The sequence below is a fragment of the Pantoea sp. CFCC18179 genome (genome assembly GCF_059412405.1).
In genome coordinates, this window is record NZ_JBNBPM010000009.1 from 117665 (window position 1) to 141618 (window position 23954).

General features: G+C 55.3%; 18 protein-coding genes and 1 pseudogene. All 19 read left to right on the top strand.

Annotation, left to right across the window (positions count from 1 at the left end; all coding sequences use genetic code 11):
- The first annotated feature begins 307 nt into the window (after positions 1–307).
- The 19 genes and pseudogenes from tssB (at position 308) to tssA (ending at position 23900) form a co-directional block, all read left to right on the top strand.
- Positions 308–805 (top strand): type VI secretion system contractile sheath small subunit, encoded by a 498-nt coding sequence (gene tssB, locus ACPUC7_RS17275; RefSeq protein ID WP_494923829.1) that lies wholly within the window; start codon positions 308–310, stop codon positions 803–805.
- 29 nt (positions 806–834) lie between these two features.
- Positions 835–2382, top strand: a complete 1548-nt coding sequence (tssC, locus tag ACPUC7_RS17280; protein ID WP_494923830.1) for a type VI secretion system contractile sheath large subunit — start codon at positions 835–837, stop codon at positions 2380–2382.
- A 14-nt stretch (positions 2383–2396) separates the two neighbouring features.
- Complete coding sequence (tssK, locus tag ACPUC7_RS17285) at positions 2397–3737, top strand: type VI secretion system baseplate subunit TssK (RefSeq protein ID WP_494923831.1); 1341 nt, start codon at positions 2397–2399, stop codon at positions 3735–3737.
- A complete protein-coding gene (gene tssL / locus ACPUC7_RS17290) occupies positions 3734–4408 on the top strand; it encodes a type VI secretion system protein TssL, short form (protein ID WP_494923832.1) in 675 nt (224 codons plus the stop codon). Before tssK ends, tssL begins: the two co-directional genes overlap by 4 nt.
- A complete protein-coding gene (locus ACPUC7_RS17295; protein WP_494923833.1) occupies positions 4405–6087 on the top strand; it encodes an OmpA family protein in 1683 nt (560 codons plus the stop codon). Before tssL ends, ACPUC7_RS17295 begins: the two co-directional genes overlap by 4 nt.
- Before the next feature lie 3 nt (positions 6088–6090).
- Positions 6091–6582 carry a type VI secretion system effector Hcp gene (gene hcp, locus ACPUC7_RS17300; RefSeq protein WP_494923834.1) on the top strand — a complete coding sequence of 164 codons (492 nt, stop codon included), beginning with the start codon at positions 6091–6093 and terminating at the stop codon, positions 6580–6582.
- A gap of 226 nt (positions 6583–6808) precedes the next feature.
- Positions 6809–9409, top strand: coding sequence for a type VI secretion system ATPase TssH (gene tssH, locus ACPUC7_RS17305; protein WP_494923835.1), 2601 nt, complete (start codon positions 6809–6811; stop codon positions 9407–9409).
- A gap of 43 nt (positions 9410–9452) precedes the next feature.
- Positions 9453–11831 carry a type VI secretion system Vgr family protein gene (locus ACPUC7_RS17310; RefSeq protein ID WP_494923836.1) on the top strand — a complete coding sequence of 793 codons (2379 nt, stop codon included), beginning with the start codon at positions 9453–9455 and terminating at the stop codon, positions 11829–11831.
- A gap of 58 nt (positions 11832–11889) precedes the next feature.
- Positions 11890–12657 carry a toxin Tle1 chaperone Tla1 gene (gene tla1, locus ACPUC7_RS17315; RefSeq protein WP_494923837.1) on the top strand — a complete coding sequence of 256 codons (768 nt, stop codon included), beginning with the start codon at positions 11890–11892 and terminating at the stop codon, positions 12655–12657.
- A gap of 22 nt (positions 12658–12679) precedes the next feature.
- Positions 12680–12973: a YceK/YidQ family lipoprotein gene (locus ACPUC7_RS17320; RefSeq protein ID WP_494923838.1), complete on the top strand. Its 294-nt coding sequence runs from the start codon at positions 12680–12682 to the stop codon at positions 12971–12973.
- A 99-nt stretch (positions 12974–13072) separates the two neighbouring features.
- Positions 13073–13575 (top strand): annotated as a pseudogene (tli1a, locus tag ACPUC7_RS17325) (Tli1a family immunity protein).
- A 14-nt stretch (positions 13576–13589) separates the two neighbouring features.
- Positions 13590–14084 carry a Tli1a family immunity protein gene (tli1a, locus tag ACPUC7_RS17330; protein WP_494923888.1) on the top strand — a complete coding sequence of 165 codons (495 nt, stop codon included), beginning with the start codon at positions 13590–13592 and terminating at the stop codon, positions 14082–14084.
- A gap of 14 nt (positions 14085–14098) precedes the next feature.
- Positions 14099–14587: a Tli1a family immunity protein gene (gene tli1a / locus ACPUC7_RS17335; RefSeq protein WP_494923889.1), complete on the top strand. Its 489-nt coding sequence runs from the start codon at positions 14099–14101 to the stop codon at positions 14585–14587.
- Positions 14584–15102 (top strand): Tli1a family immunity protein, encoded by a 519-nt coding sequence (gene tli1a, locus ACPUC7_RS17340; RefSeq protein WP_494923890.1) that lies wholly within the window; start codon positions 14584–14586, stop codon positions 15100–15102. The genes tli1a (ACPUC7_RS17335) and tli1a (ACPUC7_RS17340) overlap by 4 nt, the downstream gene beginning before the upstream one ends.
- The gene (locus ACPUC7_RS17345) at positions 15090–17531 is read left to right on the top strand and encodes a T6SS phospholipase effector Tle1-like catalytic domain-containing protein (protein WP_494923839.1); all 2442 of its coding nucleotides are present in this window, start codon (positions 15090–15092) and stop codon (positions 17529–17531) included. The genes tli1a (ACPUC7_RS17340) and ACPUC7_RS17345 overlap by 13 nt, the downstream gene beginning before the upstream one ends.
- A gap of 25 nt (positions 17532–17556) precedes the next feature.
- Entirely contained in the window at positions 17557–17814 is a 258-nt protein-coding gene (locus ACPUC7_RS17350; RefSeq protein ID WP_494923840.1) for a PAAR domain-containing protein, read from the top strand.
- A gap of 2 nt (positions 17815–17816) precedes the next feature.
- On the top strand, positions 17817–18929 hold the full coding sequence (locus ACPUC7_RS17355) for a KPHS_23130 family T6SS system protein (protein ID WP_494923891.1): 1113 nt from the start codon (positions 17817–17819) through the stop codon (positions 18927–18929).
- Positions 18922–22329 (top strand): ImcF-related family protein, encoded by a 3408-nt coding sequence (locus tag ACPUC7_RS17360; RefSeq protein WP_494923841.1) that lies wholly within the window; start codon positions 18922–18924, stop codon positions 22327–22329. The genes ACPUC7_RS17355 and ACPUC7_RS17360 overlap by 8 nt, the downstream gene beginning before the upstream one ends.
- Positions 22329–23900, top strand: a complete 1572-nt coding sequence (tssA, locus tag ACPUC7_RS17365) for a type VI secretion system protein TssA (RefSeq protein WP_494923842.1) — start codon at positions 22329–22331, stop codon at positions 23898–23900. The genes ACPUC7_RS17360 and tssA overlap by 1 nt, the downstream gene beginning before the upstream one ends.
- Positions 23901–23954 lie beyond the last annotated feature (54 nt).

The following is a 23954-nucleotide window of genomic DNA, read 5'->3' on the forward strand; positions in this document are numbered from 1 at the left end:
GAATTTACGTAAGAAGATTACGTAACGAAAATGATTAATTTTTATGAATCCTTTCGGGTGGGAAATGTTTCTATAGCAGACGCAAATAAACCTTCCCTAAATAAAATTTTCGGAGCAATCTTAGTTGTCTTCGGATTTCACTATCAACAACTTACTCTGCGTTATAAGAAATTTCCTATATAAATCAGATCACAAACTTCATTCTCCTTTATTGCCTTCCTTCAATATCCGCTATATATTCGCGCCGTAACACACAGGGAAAGTGTGCCTACGCGTGCTTTCCGCACCACTTTTACAAGGAGTAAGCATGAGTAACTCTTATAAAAATGAAATCCCTAAAGCACGCATAAATTTGCGTCTCGACCTGCATACCGGCGGCGCGGCTAAGAAAACCGAACTGCCTCTCAAATTGCTGGTGACCGGCGATTTCAGCAACGGCGCGGAAGATCGTCCGCTGTCCGAGCGTGAGAAAATCAACGTCAACAAGAACAACTTTAACAGCGTACTGGCCGATATCGCGCCGGAAGTGAAATTCTCCGTGCCAAATACCCTCGCGGGTGACGGCAGCGAAGAGAACGTGCAGCTTAACTTCCGCGACATGAAAGACTTCGAGCCGGAGCAGGTTGCCCGTCAAATCCCACAGCTGCGCGCCATGCTGGCAATGCGCAATCTGCTGCGCGACCTCAAATCCAACCTGCTGGATAACGTCACCTTCCGCAAAGAGCTGGAAGCCATCCTGAAAGATCCGGCACTCAGCGACGAACTGCGCAGCGAACTGTCTGCGTTAGCTACCGATCAAGCCTGATCATCCCCGTAACGGACTATTGAGAGAGAATGCTGATGTCAGTTCAGAATGAAACCCATGCGAATGGCGCAACCACCGTGCTGGATCGCCCGGCGGCGGGCGGTGTTTATGCGTCGCTGTTTGAAAAAATTAACCTCAACCCAGTGTCGGAGCTGAGTGATCTCAACGTCTGGCAGGACAATCAGGCGATGTCTGATGCCACCGCCGACGAGCGCGTGACCGCTGCGATGCAGGTGTTCCTGACGCGTCTGAAAATCAGCGGCGCGAAAGTGGAAAAGCTGGACAAAAACCTGCTGGATCACCACATTGCTGAGCTGGATCGCCAGATCAGCCGCCAGCTGGACGCGGTAATGCACCACGATGAATTCCAGAAAGTGGAATCCGCGTGGCGTGGCCTGAAGTCGTTGGTAGATAAAACCGACTTCCGCCAGAACGTGAAAATCGAAGTGCTGGACGTATCGAAAGACGATCTGCGTCAGGACTTTGAAGACGCGCCGGAAATCATCCAGAGCGGACTCTATCTGCAAACCTACGTGGCTGAATATGACACGCCGGGCGGCGAGCCGATTGGCGCGGTGATTTCAGCTTACGAGTTTGATTCCTCTGCGCAGGACATTGCGCTGCTGCGTAACCTGTCGAAAGTGGCGGCCTCCGCGCACATGCCGTTTATCGGTTCGGTCGGCCCTCAGTTCTTCCTCAAGGATTCGATGGAAGAAGTGGCGGCGATCAAAGACATCGGCAACTACTTTGACCGCGCCGAATACATCAAGTGGAAGTCGTTCCGCGACACCGACGATTCACGCTACATCGGCCTGACCATGCCGCGTGTACTCGGTCGTCTGCCGTATGGCCCGGACACCGTGCCGGTGCGCAGCTTCAACTACATCGAAGAAGTGAAAGGCCCGGATCACGATAAGTACCTGTGGACTAACGCTTCGTTCGCCTTCGCCGCCAACATGGTGCAAAGCTTCATCAGCAACGGCTGGTGCGTGCAAATCCGCGGCCCGCAGGCCGGCGGCGCGGTGCAGGATCTGCCGATCCACCTGTACGATTTGGGCACCGGCAACCAGGTGAAAATCCCGTCTGAAGTGATGATCCCGGAAACCCGCGAGTTCGAGTTCGCCAACCTCGGCTTCATCCCGCTTTCATACTACAAAAACCGCGATTACGCCTGCTTCTTCTCGGCTAACTCAACGCAGAAACCGGCGCTGTACGACACCGCCGACGCCACCGCTAATAGCCGCATCAACGCACGCCTGCCGTACATCTTCCTGCTGTCGCGCATCGCGCACTACCTGAAGCTGATTCAGCGCGAAAACATCGGCACCACCAAAGACCGCCGCCTGCTGGAGCTGGAGCTCAACACCTGGGTGCGCACGCTGGTGACCGAGATGACCGATCCGGGCGACGAGCTGCAATCCTCGCACCCGCTGCGCGATGCCAAAGTACTGGTGGAAGACATCGAAGACAACCCAGGCTTCTTCCGCGTCAAGCTGTTCGCCATCCCGCACTTCCAGGTGGAAGGCATGGACGTGAACCTGTCGCTGGTGTCTCAGATGCCGAAAGCTAAAGCGTAAGGCGGAACTCAGGGATGAAAACAGAACAACCACTCTGGGGCCGGGGCACCATGATCTCACCCCAGCACTTCCAGCAGCAATCCGCCTGGCAGGCGTGGCACAGCGAGTGCATCGCGCGCATGGGGCTGAATCAGCCGTGGGGTGTGTTTCAGGCGGAGTTTGAGCCGGAAGCGCTGAAACTCGGTCGGCTCAAGCCGCGCCATCTTCACCTGCGTTTTCGTGATGGCACGCTGGTCGACACGCATAACGCCGATCCGCTGCCACCAACGTTGACGCTGGAGGCGGAGCAGAAGGAAGTGACGGTTGTTCTGGCCCTGCCGCAACTGTATGCCAACGGCGGCAACTGCCTGCAGGAAAGCGATGTCGCCGAGCGTCCGGTGCGTTTTCGTCAGCGCTGGCGTGATATCCGCAACATTTTCGGCGATGACACCCGCCAGATTGCGGTATTGCAGCCCGAGCTGACGCTGCGCTATGCGCATCAGGACAATAGCGATTGGCTGACCTGCCCGGTGGCCCGCTTGCAACAGGACGCGCAGGGTGGCTGGACGCTGGACAGCCAATTCCTGCCGCCGCTGCTGACGATGCAGGCCAGTCCGTGGCTGATGACCGCGCTGGAAATGCTGGTCACACAATTACGTGCACGTCTGGTGCGATTAATGTCCATGCGCCGCGAAAGCAATCAGCGCATGGCTGATTTTGCCGTCGCCGACGTCTCGCTGTTCTGGCTGCTCAATGCGCTCAACAGCGCCGAGCCGCTGCTGGCCGATTTTCAGCGCCATCCGCAAAGCCCGCCGGAACGGCTTTATCCTGAACTGGCGCGTCTCGCTGGCAGTTTGCTGACCTTCTCGCTGGAACATCAGGTCAGCGCCATTCCGGCCTATCGCCATGAAAATCTGAATGAGGTGTTCCCGCCGCTGTTTAGCCTGCTCGGCACCTTGCTGGAAGCCAGCTTGCCGTCGCGCATGGTGGCAATCGACCTGACGCACGACAACCGCCTGCGTCAATGGCAGGCGCGCCTCAACGATCCGCGCCTGCGCGAGGAAGCCGATTTCTATCTCTCGGTTCGCTCGCCGCTGCCAGTGGCACAGCTGCAAGAGCAGTTCCCGCGTCAGTGCAAAGTGGGCAGTCCGGATGACGTGATGGCGCTGGTCAACAGCTCGCAGCTCGGTATTCCGCTCAAGCCGCTCAGCCATGTTCCTGCGGCGATCCCGCTGCGTCTGGAGAACCAGTATTTCTCGCTGGATCTGTCGCACCCGGCGGCACGCGCCATGCTCGAAAGCGGCAGCTGCATGTTTTACGTCCCCGGCACGCTGGGTGACCCGGAACTGGAACTCTTCGCGGTGCTGAGATCATGAGTACTGAAGCAAAAACTATTGATATTGACGCGCTACTGCAAAACACCTGGTTGCAGGTGATCGGCCTGCGTCACGGCCCGCAATTTACCGAAGGCGAAGGGATGGCGCTGTGGCAGCGCTGCGTCAGTGACGCCGAGCGCGTGCAGCTTACGCTGCGCGAGGCGGGCGTCAGCCGCGAAAGCTGTCACGACATTCTGCTGGCGCAGTGCGCGCTTCTGGACGAGGCGGTGAAAGGTCGCGGCGTGCAGGACGACGCCTGCGTGCAGTGGTATCACATGCCGTTGCAGGGCCATTTTTTACAAACCATAGACGCGGGCGAAACGCTGTGCGACCGCATGCAGCAAGTGCTGGCGCAGCCGGAAGCCGACGAAATGGTGCTGACTTGTTTTCATCGCGTGATGATGCTGGGTTTTCTTGGCGGTTATACCTCCGTCGATGCGCCTGCACGTCAGCAATTGCTCAGCGCGCTGACCAAACGCGTACCGCCGTTCACGCACGCGGCGGATGCGCCTTTGCTTTCTGTGGCAAACGGCGGCCTGCGCGGCGGCTGGCTCAGCAGCTGGCCGATGCGTCTGAGTCTGACCGCGCTGCTGCTAGCGGCGCTGTGGTGGGGACTGAATCACTGGCTTGATCACCTGATCTCCACGCTGCTGCCTGGAGTCAAAGGATGACGCCACTGCTTCAGCGTCTGCTGGCGCTCTGGGTGTGCGGGCTGGCCGCCGCGCTATGCCTGCTTTTTCTGCCAGTATCGCGCAGCTCGGCTGTATTGCTGTTGCTGGCAATCATGCTGGTATGCGGCATTGTGCTGCTGAAAAAATCACGTCGCCGTCATCAGGCTGCGCAGGATATCTGGGCGGATTTGCCCGACGCCGCGTACCGCCAGCCAGTGGTGCTGTGCTGCGGCGAAAGCGGTCTCTCCGCTGACGAACCGGTGCGCATTCTGCCGCAAGGTTGCTTTATTCACGTAGCTGACAGCAGCGACCTGCAACACAACGTGCGCCAGCTGCTGCTGATGCGTCCCGACTGGGGCCGGCAGATTTCCATATTCCTCAGCATTAGCCCGCAGCAACAGCAGGATGCAGCGGTGCTGGAAAATGCGCTGTTCGCCCTACGCTGGCAAATTACGTTGCTGCGCCGTGAAATCCGCCAGACATTACCGCTGCTGCTTAACGTCAGCGTGGCCGGTGAGATGACGCAGTGTGCCGAGCCGCTGTGGCAGATGCAGCTGGCGAACAATCCTGCGCAAATCTGGCTGGATGATGCTTCACCGCGCGGCAGGTCTGAATGGCTGGCATCGGGCGGCAGCATGGCGCTGCAGCAGCAAATCTTGCTCAACTCGCTGGATGACTGGACGCAGCAGAACGTGCTGCGTGTGCTGACCGAAGCGCACAGCGATGTCGCGCCGGTTGTTCCTGGCGTATTGATGCTGCATCTGCAACCCGGCACCTCAGGTGAAGCTGATTCGCTGTGGCGCACATGGCTATGGCAACACACCTCCATCAACAGCGCGGGTGCGCATGCCGTGCCGTTGCTGCCCGAATTTATCCTTCCGTTATTGCCGCAGGGGAATGGCCTGACGCCACGCGTGCGGGCGCTGCGCGTGGCGCTTAACGCCTTTGCCGTTGCCGCCGCTATCGCACTGTGCGCGGTGGCCTGGAACAACCAGTCGCTGATCCGTCGCATCGCCTTTGATCTCGCCCACTACGATCGCATCGCCATGACCGACTACGTGCCGAAGCTGGCGGCGGTCACGGTGCTGCGCGAAGACGCAAGTCTGCTTGACGGCTATGTACGTCAGGGCGCGCCGTTGCGTCTTGGTCTGGGATTGTATCAGGGCGGTTATCTGCATCTGCCGGTATTGCAGGCCATCAGTACCTGGATTCCTGAACCCAAACCGATTCCGGTGGAGAAGCCCAAGCCGCAGCCCAAACTGGTGCGTCTTGACAGCCTGTCGCTGTTCGACTCCGGCAAATCTGACTTGAAAGCTGGCTCAACCAAAGTGCTGGTCAACGCGCTGGTCGGCATCAAGGCGAAGCCGGGCTGGCTGATTGTGGTCAGCGGTCATACCGACAGCACCGGCAGCGCGCAGAAGAATCAGCAACTGTCGCAGCGGCGCGCGGAAGCGGTACGCGACTGGATGCGCGACACCGGCGACGTCGACGAAAGCTGCTTTGCTGTGCAGGGCTTCGGTCAGAGCCGCCCGATTGAGAGCAGCGACACGCCTGAAGGCCGCGCGGCCAACCGGCGGGTAGAAATCAGTCTGGTACCGCAGGCCGATGCCTGCCAGGCGCCGGACGTAATCCCTCCGTCATCACAGGATGGTGACGGCAATCATGAAGAAAAGGAGTAACACATGGCAATTCCGGTTTATCTGTGGCTGAAGGACGACGGCGGTGCGGACATCAAGGGCTCGGTGGACGTGCAGGACCGTGAAGGCAGCATCGAAATCGTGGCGCAGGAACACAACCTGTACATCCCGACCGACAACAACACCGGCAAGCTGACCGGCACGCGCATTCACACGCCGTTCCTGTTCACCAAGGAAATCGACTCGTCCAGCCCGTACCTCTACAAAGCGGTCACCACGGGTCAGACGCTGAAAGCCGCCGAGTTCAAATGGTACCGCATCAGCGACGCCGGTCAGGAAGTGGAGTACTTCAACACCAAGCTAGAGAACGTGAAGGTGGTGAAGGTCAATCCGGTGATGCACGACGTTAAGGACCCGTCGAAAGAGAAGCACAACCATCTGGAGCAGATTGAGCTGCGCTACGAAAAAATCACCTGGACCTACAAAGACGGCAACATCATTCATTCCGATTCGTGGAATGAACGCGCCACCGCCTGATTACGCTTCATATTTCGCGTAATCGCCTGCCGGGCTGTTCTTTCAGTCCGGCACGCTTTTCGTAGGGTCGCCATTCATGGTGCACGTTACGGTCACCAAGCCAGATGCCTGGTGATTCCATCCGAAGCGGGTGAAATCACAAGTCATTTCCCATCTTTCCTGCTGCCTTATGCGCTTTGGTTTACGGCGACGGGCGGTAGCGTGCCCCCAATCAGGAGATTTTGCTATGGACAGTCAGTCAGCCGCGCTTTTGCGTCGCCTCAACCCGTTCTGCGCGCAGGCGCTGGAAGCCGCCGCGTCGCTGTGCCAGACCCGCGCGCACGCTGAAATCCAGCCGGAGCACTGGCTGCTCAAGCTGCTGGAGCAGGGAGAGGGCGACATCACCGTGATTGCCCGTCGCTACGAGTGGGACATGGATGCCATCTGGCAGGATTTGCTGGCGTTTCTCGATCGCCAGCCGCGCGCGGTGCGCGGGCGTCCGCAGCTCTCGGCTTCGCTGGAAGCGCTGCTGAAGCAGGCGTGGCTAATGGCCTCCGCATCTGATAATTCCCCGCAAATCCGCAGTATCCATCTGCTGATGGCGCTGTCCGAACAGCCAAAACTTGCGCGGTGCGAAGAACTCTGGCCGCTGCTGAGCCTGCGCATGAGCCAGCTTGAGCGTTTGCAGCCGATGCTCGAAGCGCAGTCCGACGAGCGTGCGGAAGCTGAACAGCCGGAGATGCCGGTCAGCACTATCGAGCAGGCTGCCGAAGGCGAAGCCAAAACCGCATCCACCGAAGCCTTAACTCGCTTCACCCGTGAAGTCACCGCAGACGCGCGCAGCGGTAAAATCGACCCGGTATTCGGTCGCGACAACGAAATCCGCCAGATGGTGGATATCCTGTCGCGCCGCCGCAAGAACAACCCGATTCTGGTTGGCGAGCCGGGCGTCGGCAAAACCGCGCTGGTTGAAGGGCTGGCGCTGCGCATTGCCGAAGGCAACGTGCCGGATAGCCTGAAGCCGGTGAGCGTGCACACGCTCGACCTTGGCATGCTGCAGGCGGGCGCGGGCGTGAAGGGCGAGTTCGAGCAGCGCCTGAAAAACATCATCACCGAGGTGCAGAATGCGCCCAATCCGGTGCTGCTGTTTATCGACGAGGCGCACACCATCATCGGCGCGGGCAACGCAGCGGGCGGCGCGGATGCGGCCAACCTGCTGAAACCGGCGCTGGCGCGCGGCGAGCTGCGCACCATCGCGGCTACCACGTGGAGCGAGTACAAACAGTATTTTGAGAAAGACGCCGCGCTGGAGCGCCGCTTCCAGATGGTGAAGGTCGATGAGCCGGACGACGACACTGCCTGCCTGATGCTGCGCGGCCTCAAGTCGCGCTACGCCGAGCATCACGGCGTGCATATCACCGACGCAGCGGTGCGCGCCGCCGTCACGCTGTCGCGCCGCTACCTCACCGGACGCCAGCTGCCGGACAAGGCGGTTGACCTGCTCGATACCGCCGCCGCGCGCGTGCGCATGAGTCAGGACACGGTGCCGGAAGCCATTACCCGACTGCGCGCGAAGCTCGACGCGCTGAACATCGAGCAGCGCGCCATCCTCGACGACGAAGCGCTGGGCGGTGCTGTGTCGCAGGAGCGTCTGGCCGACATCGTCACGCTGGTTGCCTCCACCGACGAAGAACTTGAAGCGCTGGAGCAGCGCTACGCCGACGTGCAGGCGCGCATGCAGCACCTGCTCGCAGGCCGCAAAGACGCCAGCCAGAAACACACCATCGCGCAGCTTCAGAGCGAACTCGACGCATTGCAGCCGGGCGAACCGCTGCTGACCGCCGACGTTGACGCGCGCATCGTGGCAGGCGTGATTGCTGACTGGACCGGCGTGCCACTGTCGTCGCTGATGAAGGATGAGCAGGCCGAACTGCTGACGCTGGAAACCAAGCTCGCCACCCGCGTGGTCGGGCAGGACGCTGCCCTAAATGCCATCGCGCAGCGCCTGCGCGCCTCGAAAACCGGACTCACTTCGGAAAACGGCCCGCAGGGCGTGTTCCTGCTGGTCGGCACCAGCGGCATCGGCAAAACCGAAACCGCGCTGGCGCTGGCCGATTTGCTGTACGGCGGTGAGAAGTCGTTAATCACCATCAACCTCAGCGAATATCAGGAAGCGCACACCGTTTCGCAGCTCAAAGGCTCGCCGCCGGGCTACGTCGGCTTCGGCCAGGGCGGCATCCTCACCGAAGCGGTGCGCAAGCGTCCGTACAGCGTGGTGCTGCTCGACGAGGTGGAAAAAGCACACCGCGACGTCATCAATTTGTTCTATCAGGTGTTTGACCGTGGATTTATGCGCGACGGCGAAGGACGCGAAATCGACTTTCGCAACACCGTGATCCTGATGACCTCCAACCTCGGCAGCGACGCGCTGATGCAGCTGCTGGTAGAAATGCCGGACTCCGCCGAATCCGACCTGCAGGAGTGCCTGCGCCCAATCCTGCGCGACCACTTCCAGCCCGCGCTGCTGGCGCGTTTCCAGACGGTGATTTACCGCCCGCTGGCGCGCGACGCCATGCGCATCATTGTGGAGATGAAGCTCGACCAGGTTAGCCAACGTTTGCAGCGCCATTACGGCATCCGCACCACCATCGGCGAAGGCCTGTACGAGATGCTCACCGACGCCTGCCTGCTGCCGGATACCGGTGCGCGTAACGTCGACAGCTTGCTGAATCAGCAGATATTGCCGGTGCTGAGCCAGATGATTCTTCAGCACCGCGCCAGCGGCACCTTAGGCAACAGCCTGACGCTGGACACCAATGAAGAAGGTGAGGTGAGCTTTACGTTCTGATCGAACCACGGTTCTTGTGCGCGGCACTTAAAAGGATTTAACCATGAGCAAAACGGCCATTCCCTTCTTCAGCCACAACCATAATCTGCTGAAGGTCACCGACAACACATCCCCGCTGGACGTACTGAGCTTCGAAGGCGCGGAGGCGCTGAGCGCGCCGTTCAGCTGGAAAATCATCTTCACCAGCAGCGATAAAAATATCAGCCGCGAAGCGATGCTGATGAAAACCGCGTCGCTGACGCTGCGGGCGTCGCCGCAGAGCCTGACCGACTTGCTGAAAAAAAATGAACCGCTGCGCGTGGTGCAGGGCGTGGTCACCGGCTTCGATATGCTCGGCGTGTCGGCCGACGAAGCGCGCTACGCCATCCGCCTGCAGCCGCGCCTGGCGCTGCTGGCGCGCACCCGGCAGAACGCCATCTGGCAGGATGCGTCGGTGCCGCAGATTGTCGAATCCATCCTGCGCGACCGCCACGGCATGCGCGGCCAGGACTTCGTGTTTAACCTCAGCCGCGACTACCCGAAGCGCGAGCAGGTGATGCAGTTTGACGAAGACGACCTGCGCTTCGTCTCGCGCCTGCTGGCGGAGGTAGGCATCTGGTTCCGCTTCACCACCGACACGCGCCTCAACATCGACGTGGTGGAGTTTTACGACGGGCCGCAGGGCTACCAGACCGGCCTGACGCTGCCCGCCGTGCCGCCGTCGGGCCTGCACGATAACGGCGTGGAGTCGGTGTGGGAGATGGAAAGCCGCTTCCGCGTGGTGGAGAAAACCGTCAGCACCCGCGACTACAACTACCGCGACGCCACCGCCGACATGAACGCGCAGGCCGACGTCACCGGCGGCGACGACACCACCTACGGCGAAGCCTATCACTGGGCGGATAACTACCTGCAGGCGGGCGAGGCGTATAGCGCAACGCCAGCCACCGAAAGCGGCGCGTTCTACGCCCGGCTGCGCCACGAGCGCTACCTCAACCGCCAGACGCGACTCAGCGCCAAATCCAGCAGCGCGACGCTGATGCCCGGCGTGGTGGTACGCGTCAGCGGCAGCAACGCGGCGGAGGTCTTTCAGAGCGGCGTAGTTATCACCTCGCTGCTGTGCCGCGCGGCGCGCGACAGCAGCATGGAAACTTTGTTTCAGGGCATCCCGGCGGAAGGGCGCTACGGCTACCGCCCGGAACCGGCGCCGCGCCCGGTGATGGCGGGCACCTTACCGGCGCGCATCACCAGCACCACCACCAACGACACCTACGGGCACATCGACCGCGACGGACGCTATCGCGTCAACATGCTGTTTGACCGCGCGGGCTGGGAAAGCGGCTTTGAAAGCTTATGGGTGCGCCAGTCGCGCCCGTTTGCCGGTGACACCTACGGCCTGCACCTGCCGCTGCTGGCGGGCACCGAAGTGGCGATTGGCTTCGAGCACGGCAACCCGGACCGTCCGTACATTGCCGGCGTGCTGCACGATTCATCGCGCGCCGACCACGTCACCATCCGCAACTACAAGCGCAACGTGCTGCGCACGCCGTCGAACAACAAGCTGCGGCTTGACGACACGCGCGGCCAGGAGCACATCAAGCTCAGCACCGAATACGGCGGCAAAAGCCAGCTCAACCTCGGTCATCTGGTGGACGGCGAACGCCAGGCGCGCGGCGAAGGCTTCGAGCTGCGCACCGACAGCTGGGGGGCAATACGCGCCAATAAAGGGCTGTTTATCAGCGCGGACGGGCAGGCTGCGGCGCAGGGCAATGCGCTGGAAATGAAACAGCCGATCAGCCTGCTAAAGGGAGCGATCAACCAGCTCAGTGAATGGGGAAACATTACTCAGTCGCACCGTAATTTCCTGCCCGATGTTGAGCCGTTGAAATCACTGCAGAAAAATACGGATGAACTGAAAGGTTCAGCCATGCTGCTCAGCGCGCCTGATGGCATTGCTGCCGTAACGCCAGAAGGGATGTTGCTGAATAGCGGCAAAGGACTCTACTTACAAAGTTTGGGTGAAGTTAACCTGGCCAGTGCGCAGCGCCTGTCGGTGAATGCCTCGAAAGCGATATCGCTCCTTGCCCAAGATGAAGGTATGCGTCTGGTTTCGGCCAAAGGTCCGCTGACGGTTGAATCGCATGCCGATACGCTGGCGTTAACGTCCTTGAAAGATGTCACGGTGCAATCCACGCAAGGTCATCTTCAGCTCACGGCTAAAAATGGCATCACCCTTGCCAGCGGCGGAGCCTATATTCGTCTTACGCCAGCCGGTGAAATTGAAATTCATGGTCCGGGATTAATTAGTCTCAAAGGGCAACATGATTTCAATGGTCCTCAAAGCCAGGTGTTTCCACTACCCGAATTACCGTCATCGGTTTGTAAGGAGTGTTTAAAGCGGGCGCAGGAATTAGCAAAAGGATTTGTAGCTCGAGAGAAATAACAGCAAAACTTCTCCTTCTTAATTCCTTATGATGAGTTAATGAACACGGTTTATAAAAATGACTGAACGTGTAACAACATGGCTAGATCACCTCGAAACCAGGTGTCACGAAATTGATGCAAAACAGCTCTATATGATCATTGATCAAATAGGGTTGGATTTTTCTATTATTCCAGCACTTAACGTTTTGTCTATTCAATGGTGTTCTTTATGGCAAGGATTACCAGAAGAGAGTGCTGAGAATGAAGCTCCGTTGCTAATAAAAATAGATATCAATAATCTACAACAGCGCCAATGGATAGAAGGCGTTTGCCAGGAAGCGGTCCCTAAACATGCAGTTATTGCTTTCTGCTCAATGTGGGCGATGGCGACGTTAAGTAACTGGTTTCAAGGTTGCATTGATGCGACGCATGAAGGTCAACCCGGATTGCTGCGTTTTTATGACCCAAGATTATTCCTGCTATTGACCGATGATATTTTGAATCAACAACAAACACAGCAATTAAATCGACCCGCGCTATTTTGGAGTTTGATGGATAGAGACAGGAAAGAGAATTACAGCGTTGGAAACGGTAAGCCGTTATTAGCGGGTGAAAAAACGGTAGTTATCGATCTGACCGATAAACAATTCGAAAGCATTATGTGCGTCTGTGATGTAAATCTGACATCCGCGTATATTTTTTATAGCAACCCCAGCAATATGTCACATGAAGATGTGTTTTCACATTTTTACCGTGGAATGCGTGAGGCATCAGATAAAGGGATTTTTATCATTGAGGATCGTGAGGCGCTGGCTTTGCAGAAGATGGAAGCGGCTTTGCTATAAATTAAATGATTAAGGATGAACAATGAAGCGAAGTTGGTTGATTGTGATGATGGTTATTGTTATGGGAATAAGTGGATGCGGAAGTATTTCGCGGTCAGAAAATTATAGCTCTTACTACAGTGGCGTTGGACGGGATGTGGATGTAATTGAAAATCCCTATTTATGGTATTTTAGTTTGGGATTAGTGCCAATAGTACACATTATTTCTCTACCTGTTGATGCGGTAATCGATACCCTTTTATTACCTGTTGACTATTCCCGCGAGAAGAAAAAAGAGTTTGATAGAGAGAGTGCCACTCGAGACAGAGTTCGTTAGCAGAAAGTGAAGTGACAAGTAAAGCCTTGAGTAAGTTTGGTAATCAACATCATTTTAAAAGAATAAATTAAGGGCCAAATTATGCTTGTAGCTTTCAGGTTGGAGCGATGCTTTGCTGCCATTTTATCATTTGGCTTACTTATCCTTATTAATAGTGCCCAAGCGAGTACCATAAAGGCAATAAATCATACCCATTGGGCAATCAACAGTTTCAGTATCAATGGCCAGCCTGGAGTAGATATTATTGGTCCTTACCAGGGGGGCGGTGGTGCATGCTGTTTTTCAATGCCGGGTAAATGGTATCCGGGGATGACGGTTCGAGTTGACTGGGAAACCGGAGTTGGAGGATCAAAAGAATTTCCGGGGTTTGCAGATCGTGAAAAATATAAGTCATGGTTGAAAGAAATGGATGAAAAGAAACGACAGCACAAAAAGAATGTTTTAGTGCCTGAATATAATCTCAAGGATACTTGTGGCATCACAGTTCACTTTCTTCCCTGTGATGAAGTTAAGGTCACAACCAGTTGTTTCACACCCGGAAGTCCATCCTATCCCATCAAGAGCCCTTACGGATGAAGGACCAAAAAGTTTGTCAAAAATAATTCATATTAACCTAATGCTGCCAGCGTTATTGATTTTATTCTTTTCTTTATTTTTGAAAAATGCAAAAGCTGGAGTCATTGTTGCAATAAATCACACTCATTGGGCAATTAACAGTTTTAGCATCAACGGACAGCCTGGCGTTGATATCATTGGCCCTTATCAGGGAGGTGGTGGAGCATGTTGTTTTGCAATGCCGGGTAAATGGTTTCCGGGGATGACGGTTCGAGTTGACTGGGAGAGTGGTGAAGCATCAACAAAAGGTTTTCCAGGATTTTCTGATCGAGAAAGATATAACACGTGGCTTAAAAAGATGGAGTCAAATAACACTAGTCACAGTAAACATGTTTCAGTCCCAGAATACAAACTAAAAGATACATGCGGAATTACGGTACACTTTCTTCCCTGCGATGAAGTTAAGGTCACAACCAGTTGTTTAACACCCGGAAGTCCATCCTATCCCATCAAAGAGCTCTTACGGATGAAGGAGCCGAAAGTATGTTCAAAATAAATCATATTAATCTAATGCTGTCAGCGTTGTTGGTTTTATTCTTTTCTTTGTCTGCGAATAAAGCAATAGCGGGTGTCATTGTTGCTATAAACCACACGCACTGGGGAATAAATAGTTTTAGCATTAATGGTCAACCTGGTATCGACATTATTGGCCCCTATCAAGGTGGGGGTGGTGCTTGCTGCTTTAGTATACCGGCTAAATGGTATCCAGGAATGACGGTTAGGGTTGATTGGGAGACTGGATCAGGAGATACGGATGGATTTCCGGGGTACGATAAGTGGGACGAATATTTATCTTGGAGGAAAAAAATGAAGGCGTTAAATCGTGAACACAGTAAGAATGTTCTAGTTCCTGAATATACTTTAAAAAACACATGTGGAATTACTGTGCATTTTCTTCCCTGCGATGAAGTTAAGGTGACAACTAGTTGTTTCACTCCAGGAAGCCCATCTTACCCCATTAAAGAACCTTTGCGGATGAAGGAGCCAAAAGCATGTTGAAAGTAAATCGTATTTATTTAATGCTGCCATCGTTGTTGATTTTATTCTTTGCTTTATTAGCTAATGATGCGAGAGCGGGGGTAATAGTTGCAATCAATCACACGCATTGGGCAATTAACAGTTTTAGCGTCAATGGACAACCAGGTATAGACATTATTGGTCCTTACCAGGGCGGCGGTGGTGCATGTTGCTTTGGCATGCCAGGTAACTGGCACCCAGGAATGACTGTGAAAGTTGAATGGGAAACTGGTGTAGGAGGATCAAAAGGGTTTCCAGGTTTTGGTGATGATGAGAAATATCTTGCATGGCTAAATAAAATGAGAGAGCAAAATAAAAAGCACAGTAAAAATATCCTTGTCCCAGAATATAAGAACAAAGATACATGCGGAATTACGGTCCACTTTCTTCCTTGTGATGAAATAAAAGTGACCACTAGTTGCTTAACTCCCGGAAGCCCGTCTTATCCGATTAAAGAGCCTTTAAGGATGAAGGAGCCTAAAGTATGTCCAAAGTAACGGAAAGAAGCCTTGTCTGGTATCCTCCTGCTTTTCCAATTCAGGGGAGATTGCCTACTGAAGCGGGATTGGTAGGGAGTAGCTGTAAAAAACAGGATAGTTATGAATTACAGTACCGCCAGGAGCTGTGTATACAAGTTGGTCGTACGGTGGAACCTCCATGTTGCAAGACTCTGCATATCAGTATTTTTTTTGATGGCACTGGAAACAACTTAAATAACGATTTTTATATATCGAAAGTAAAACATCCAACCAATATTGCTAGATTATTTCAAGCCACAATTGGCAGTGGTTATGCGGGTGGTGTTCAAACTCCTGATGGATTATTTGATAGCGGTGCTGATAAGTATTTTAAGTTCTATCTTCCTGGTGTTGGCACCCCGTTTCCAGAAATAAATGATCTTGATTATTCCATGGAGGGTTTGGCATTTGCCCGTAAGGGGGAAGACAGAATTAACTGGGCGCTGTTACGAATTATTGATGTATTGAAAAGATCATTAAGTAAATCTGGAAGTGATAGTGAAACTATATCAGTAGGAGAGAGCCGTACTGCAATTGGTAATATGGCAGCCAGTTGGACAAGATTAGGCTTTGGCGGTAGCCATAATCGTTATGAAGAGTTCATTAATCAATTAAGATTGTTAAAAGATAAGCTTAAGCCTGCACTTGAACATCCTGAACCAGGCAAACCCAAATTGTTGGGTATCAAACTCTATATCTATGGTTTTTCTCGCGGTGCTGCCACCGCTCGTACTTTTGTGCGTTGGTTGAGTGAGTTGCTGCCGCCGCCTGAAAAAGGCAAGGACAAGCCCGAACAGTGTCTGGAAGTCGACGGACTAAAAATCCCGCTAAGCGTTGAATTCTTGGGTTTGCTGGACACCGTTGCAAGCGTAGGAACAACCCATATGCTGCCTTTTGTCGATGGGCATGCCTCTTGGGCAGATGAAACCATGGAATTGCCCGCAGAAAAGACCTTTGAAGGATTTATTAAACGCTGTGTCCATATGGTTTCAGCTCACGAACAGCGTCTTTGTTTTCCCTTAGATTCATTACGCCGCTCAACAGGTTGCTATCCGGCCAACAGTGAGGAAATTATTTACCCCGGCATGCATTCTGATATTGGTGGTGGATATCCACCCGGAGATCAAGGTAAAGCAATAGCGAAACATGACGGACTCTTACTTTCTCAAATTGTTTTAAGTGATATGTATTCATATGCATTTAAGGCAGGAGCGCCATTGAAGGTTCCAGAAACAAGTCTGACTGGAGTATTTGCTACTCATGATTGGCGAAAGATGGATGTGGAATTAACTGCACAATTCTTCGTATCAGAAAACTTAATAAAACGCTTCAACGCCTGGCGCGAACTCACCTTAAACCTCTCCACTCCTGTAAAAATCGAAGATGCCGATGCAGCGAACTATGTTCCCGCGCTGGCTCCGGTTTGCCTGGAAGTCGCGATTGAAGAACAAATGTCATGGATTACCGGCTGGCGCATTAATCGCTATGCAAAAGGGAAGTTAATAAATCTCCCTTTTTATAAAGATGCAACGGATACACAGTCCATGCCGTTAGTCCGCGAGTCAGCAAAGGTAGAACAGGAATTGGCTCAGGGCGCCGCACGCGCCAGACGTAAGAAAGAAATGGAAGGTATGTCGGAAGCGCAACTGAAAGATCATATTCAGGAGCCAGGCCCGAAAGATTTTGATCCAGATATGGGCCAGACCCAGTTAAAGGAAGCGGCTCAAGAGTTTGCCGAGGACTATCGTGGCGTGTTCCGCAGCCAAACCAGCTTGCTACAGACCATTGCGGATGTCGGATTGCAGCAGACGGTCTTCCTGCTGAACACCGATGATGAACCAGCCGAAGACCGCAAAATGAAAACCGAAGGCAAGCAGAAAGAGGAGTTTCTTTTCCCGTACATGGATGAAGCACGCGACATCAACGAGAAATCCGGCCTTGTTCGCGCACTGTTCGATGATCAAATACACGATTCCCGCGCCTGGTTTATGCATGCCTTTCTCGGTTCGCGTGAACCCTGGGGCAGCTATTTCCGCTATCGCATGATTTATTTCGGCAAAAAATGCAATAAATCACTCTCTCCGCTGATCATCGCCGGAAATGTTGTCGGCGTCGCCACTCTAGCGGGAGGCGTTATTTTCAGCTTAAAACGTAAATCTGTTCTGGAAAAAGTTGCCGGAATTGCCGGTACCGTAACGCTGGTTTCGTTTGAAGTGGAAGCATTGGATTGGCTCACCAAAGCGCCGCTGCCTTTATTACCTCATGCTGCTGAACTCAAACAATTCACCCAGGAGCCCGGTGAAGTTGTACAGCAACAAAAGGCAGTGGCAGCCGACCAATATTTTGCCAAGGTAAAAAGCATTGTTAATTCCGGCTTGCTTGAAACAGCCCAATCAAAGCTCGCCTGAAATTCCCACCGTTAAGGAAAACACTATGGCTAAGGTCATTCGTGAAGGCGATACCCTGCGCGAGTATGGCGGCAAGGTATTGGCCGGGCATTACAACTGCTTTGGCAAAGGTTTTGCAGTAAAAGGCGATCCGGTGAAGTGCAATAAACACGGCATGACAACCATCGCGGAAGGTAGCGCGTTAACCCGCTTCGATGGTCAACCCGCGGCATTGCATGGTCATAAATGTGCTTGTGGCTGCACGCTGGTCAGCTCATTCCCGGATTGCGGTATCGCATCGTGAGAATGCCGCCCAGTTTTCCGCCACGCTCGCCGCCCCGATCCCCCAATAATAAGCGCTGGTTGATTGTTGGGGTGGCGTTGATATCGTTCAGCTCTGCCGTTATCGCTTTACTCACGCCCGTTGAACAGCGTGGTGTGAATACCCTGGCAGCATCGGCGGTGATCGCTACGTTGCTGTTTCTGACGTGGCTAGCACGCATCTTATGGTACCGCTGTGCCTTGCATAACGGGCGTTTTTACCAGCAATTGGTCGAGTATGAGCAACATCTCTGGTGGCACCAGCATCGGCAAGTGATTGGGCTGCAAGATATTGTGTTGCTCGGCCCTTCAGGTACTGAGCCGCAGCATTGGTCCCGACTGCTGCTGCGAGAGCATCGTTCACCGCAACCAGTGATGGAATCGACTGGCCGAGCATTGCGATTGCCGCAAATCGTCACTAAAGACTCAGGCGCACGTGAAGCCCGGTTAGCGAGTTTATTGGTGCTGCAGTGGCGGAAACAGCGGCCTGATGTCTTAGCATCACCTCCCAGCCTTTTTTTCTGGCTGGGATCGCCTAAAGCCTGGCAAGCATTTACGCAGCAAGCATCTGTTACGTTTCCTGAGCTATTACTGCCAGAACATCCAGAGAATTGGTTGGGGGAAGCTTCGTTAGCAACGGCTATCGAGAAAATAGCCAATTCAACAGTGGATCAAACCATTCTTATCGCAGGTTGTGCATCACAGCCCGCGATTAGCAAAGATCTGCCCGCCGGAGAAGCGGCAGTGCTGTGGTTGGTGGGGCGGGAAGGCGTGGTGCGGTTAAATCGCGGTGAAATTTGCGACACATCCACGCTGGCAAATGCCTGTCAACGCGCGCTTGAACAGAGCGAGATCAATCAGCCGCCTGACGCCTGTCTGCTTTTCACGCTCCCTGAGAATGAGCTTGCTTCCCTCGATGGCTGGAATCTGACGCACCACCTACAGGATGCTAACTGGGGAATAACGGGCAATATGGCAGCGTTAGTGCTCATGTCACTCGCCGCACTCAATACGCAACAACAAGGAAAACCCAGCGCCTGGATTGCACGCGATCTGACCGCGGGATATACCACGGGAATTATTAAAACTTATGGATAAGGATCAAAAGCCTTCAGTCGCTTCGCCGCTGGCAACCGCAGCCCTTTTTTTTATCTTCGTCACTTTATTCGACATTGTCGGTAGCGGACTTTGGTGGTGGCTCTCTTTGCAACTGACTACCGAGTGGGAACAACTGCGCCCAATGCTATTGATCAGTTTTCTTATCTGGATCATTGCAGGCAGTCTCTCCGTCATCGCGGTAATGGGCTGGCGGTTATGGATAAAACGATCTGTTGCGTTACAACCCGTTGTATCCCAAAAAAGCGCAACGGATAGCCGCGCACCGAGCACGTTGCTGGCACTGCGTCAGCATCTCAAGGCGCGCTACGGCTGGTTATGGCATCGGAAAGTGCGTCTGTTACTGATCACCGGCGAAGAGGCCGCTGTTGAATCCCTTATTCCGGGACTCATTCAACAGCAGTGGCTGGAAGGCGCTGGCGTAGTGTTAATTCACGGCGCCAGCCTGGAGACTGAATTGAACACCACCACAGTTCAGCTCCTGCGCAAACTGCGCCGCAGCCGTCCGCTGGACGGCATTGTGCTGGTACAAGATTCCAATTCCACTCTGACAGCGCAAAAAAGCGATGCGGCGCTGCGTTCGCTGGAGAACATCGCTACCGATCTGCGCTGGCGTGCGCCGGTGTGGATCTGGCACTTGGGACACAGTGACTGGCCGCAGCCAGAGCGTGAAAACAACGCGGTAGGCGCAGTGTTTCCAGCAAAAGCGCTGCCGCAAGATGTTGCTCAGCAGCTCGAAAGCCTGGTTGATCCGCTGCGTGAACGCGGCCTGGCGCAGGTCGATCACAGCCTCAGTCACGACTGGCTGCTGCGCCTGTCGCAACAGTTCGCCAGCGGCGAAAGCCAGGCCTGGCAGCAGCGTTTAACGCCGTGGCTGGATCCGGCGCGTCGCAGCTTGCTGCGCGGTCTGATGTTCAGTCTGCCACAGGCAATCCCCGCGCAGGCGAGCATGCATCCTCATGCGTTAACTGACAGCGCGATCTGGCAAGGGATCGCATCGGACCACGCCAAAGGTCGTCGTACTGGATTACCGCGGGAACAAACGCTTGCCTGGTCGGTTATGAGCCTGATGTTGCTGGCTGGCGCGGGTATGCTGGCTTCCTCCTTATTCAACCGGCATCAGATAGTCAGTGCGGCAGATAAAGCCCAGATGTTGGTGAATGCCAATCAGGTCGATGACACCCAGCTGATTGCGTTGCATGCTCTGCGTAACGATCTCGGACAGCAGCAGCACTGGCTGGAACAGGGCGCGCCTTGGTATCAACGCTTTGGCATTAACCATACGCAGCAACTGCACGCTGCGCTGTTACCGTGGTATGGCGTGTCAGCGCAAAAGCTGATCCATGAACCTGCACGCATCGCGCTGGAAGAGAAACTGACCTATCTGGCGGGTTTGCCTGCCGCCAGCCCGCTACGCGTAACCCTGGCGCAACCGGGCTATAAGCAGCTAAAGGCGTGGCTGATGATGGCGCGGCCGGAACGTGCGGATGCGGCTTTTTATGCGCAAACCATGGCAAGCGTTCAGCCAAACTACAACGGCATCTCAACAGCGCTGTGGCAAACGCTGGCCCCGGATTTATGGGCATTCTATGCCGCGTCGTTGCCTTCGCAGCCGGGTTGGCGTATCAAACCTGATGCATCGCTACTCAGCCAGGCGCGTCAGGTGCTGCTGTTGCAGACCGGCCAGCGCAATGCCGAGATGACGCTGTATCAGAACGTGCTGCGCGACGTGCGCCGCAACTATACCGATCTGACTTTAGAAGACATGACGCCTGGCACCGATATGCGCCGGCTATTTAGCAGTGACGACAAAGTGCCGGGCGTGTTTACACGCCCGGCGTGGGAAGGCGGTGTGCGCCAGGAAATCGAGAAAGCGGCCAACACCCGACGCGATGAAATCGATTGGGTGCTCAGCGACAACCGCAATGCGGTGCCGCAAGAGATCTCCCCTGAAGCGCTGAAGGCGCGTCTGACCCAGCGCTATTTCAGTGACTTTGCCGCCAGCTGGCTCAACTTCCTCAATGGTATTCGCCTCAATCCGGCGCAGAACATTGCTGATGTCACTGATCAACTGACGCTAATGAGCGATGTGCGCCAGTCACCGTTGATTGCTTTGATGAACACGCTGGCGTGGCAGGGGCAAACCGGCCAGCAGCGCGAGGCGCTGTCCGACACGCTGATTAATTCGGCCAAAGACCTGATCGGTCAGAAAGACAAGCCGGTTATCAGCCAGAAAGCCACCGGTCCAGAAGGGCCGCTGGATGTGACCTTCGGCCCGCTGCTAGCGCTAACCGGCAAAAACAGCGGTTCACAGCTGATGGCCGCTGACAGCAGCCTGACGTTGCAAACCTATCTCACCCGCATCACCCGCGTGCGCCTGCGTCTGCAGCAGGTCGCCGCCGCGCCCGATCCGCAGGAGATGCTGCAAACGCTGGCGCAGACGGTGTTCCAGGGAAAAAGCGTCGATCTCACCGATACGCAGCAGTACGGCAGCCTGATGGCGGCCAGCCTCGGCGAAGAGTGGAGTGGCTTTGGTCAAACGATGTTCGTGCAGCCGCTGACGCAGGCGTGGGAAACCATCCTGCAGCCGTCGGCGGCGAGCCTGAACGCACAGTGGCAGCGCTCCATCGTGGAAAACTGGCGCACCGCCTTTGACGGGCGCTATCCGTTTGCCGCCGGGCAAAGCGATGCATCATTGCCGATGCTGGCGGAATTCATTCGCCGCGACGCCGGACGGATCGATAGCTTCCTCAGCAGCCGCCTCGGTGGCGTATTGCAGAAAGAAGGCAGCAGCTGGGTGCCGGATGCGGCGCACAGTCAGGGACTGACGTTCAATCCCGCCTTCCTGAAGGCGGTGAACCAGCTGCGCGAGCTGTCCGATATTCTGTTTACCGACGGCACGCAGGGCATCAGCTTTGAATTGCAGGGCCGCGCTGCGCCAGACGTGGTGGAAACCCAACTGATGCTTGATGGACAGCCGCTGCGCTACTTCAACCAGATGGCAACGTGGCAGGCAATGCGCTGGCCGGGCGACAGCCTGAAACCGGGTACGCTGCTGACCTGGACCGGTGTGAAAAGCAGCGCGCAAATTTACGGCGATTATCCCGGAACCTGGGGCTTTATCCGCTGGCTGGAACAGGCGAAGCGTGAACGTCTCGATCGCAGCCGCTGGCTGCTGAGTTTCACCACGCCGGATAAACGCACATTAACGTGGGTGCTGCGTACGCAGATGCGTGATGGTCCGCTGGCGTTGCTGCGTTTGCGCGGTTTTACGCTGCCGACGGAAATATTCAGCGTGGATGCAGCAAGTGCTTCCGAAGCGATGGCACCACGCGAAGCGGTTACGGATGACATCAATATCGATATGGATGGAGCACAATAATGAGCGCAATGACCGAACTGGTTCTTGCCTGCGGCGTGGATCAATCCACGCTCAGAAATCAGGCACAACAGCGCTGCAACGACTGGGCGCGCTGGCTTCAGCCGATCAGTGAAGCGTTGCCAGCCGGAGACGATCCGGCGTACGACGATCAATTTATGCAGATCCGTGAAGAGGTGAACAAGCTTTCCGGCTTTGATACTGACACCATCGCCCGCCTGTCTGAATCGCTGCTGACAACGGTGAGTAAGGATATCCGGGTGATCACCTTTTATGCCTGGGCGCGTCTGCATCAGGACGGCGAGCAGGGACTGGCTGAAGGACTGGAACTGCTGGCTGCCGCGTTACATCAGTTTGGTGACCAGCTTCATCCACAACGCAGCCGCAGTCGCCAAGGCGCGTTGGCCTGGCTGGGTAGCGGCAGGATGCTCGATAGCCTGACGTTGTGGCCGGAAGCCGATATCGCGCGGGTTTGCCGCATTTGCGGTGCATTGCTGCTGATTGAAGATGCGCTCAATGAAGATGAACGCAACGGGCTTCAGCCGCTGTTGCGCGCACTGGAGCTGCGCTTGGCTCAGAACGGGGGAGCCAGCGCGATGGTGCCACTCAACAGCCTAACGCATGCCGATGTGGATGATTCATCGCTTGCTGAACTCGCGCCGGTTAACTCCGGCGAAACGCTGAAAGCACAGGCGAAAGTTTTGGCAAATTACCTGCGTGAACAGCCCGGCGGCTGGCTTTCAGCCCATCATCTGATGAAAAGCGTACGTTGGGATACCATCCTCAATCTTCCCGCGCTCGGACCCGGCGGTAATACGCGTTTACCTCCGCCGAAACCCGAACATCGTGCGCACCTCAAACGCCTTTATCTGCAACAAAGTTGGACGGAACTGCTGGAACTGACGGATTCGCTGTTTGCGCAGGCCATCAATCACGTGTGGTTCGATTTGCAGTGGTACGCCTATGAAGCGCTGAATCGTCAGGAGAAAAGCGCAGCGCTGGCGAACATCGTGCAGCAGGATTTACACGGGTTGCTATCAAGGCTGCCGGGGCTGGACACACTCTGTTATTCAGACGGCACGCCGTTTGCCGATGAAGTGACGCGCAGCTGGATCGCGCAAAAAGTGATGGGCGATGTTCACTTAATGGAGAACGACACGTTAGTCGCCGGGCCAGATAACGACATTCTGTCGCTGGAAAGTGAGGCGGTGGAAAAAGCGGAATCCGAAAACGTGGAAGCCGCGCTCGCTTGGCTGCAAATGCGTCCGGGCATCAACAGCGCACGCGATCAGTGGCTGGTGCGCTTGCTGATGGCACGGGTGTGCGAGCAGTTTGGCAAGAGTGAAATGGCGCTGCATCTGCTGGATGAACTCAATCAGCATGCAGGCTCGCTGACACTTGCGCAGTGGGAGCCGACGCTCCTGTTTGAAGTGCGCGCCCGACGCCTGAAGCTGCTGCGTGCCCGAGCGGCGCGCAGTGAAAGTGAACGTACGCGCATTCAGCCAGAAATGGACCTATTGTTGTCCGGCCTGATCACGCTCGACCCAGTCAGAGCCGCCATCCTCTGCGGCTAACATCCGCTTTTTCATTCCCTGCTAGCTGATACCTTCAGGCGGCACATCACTTAG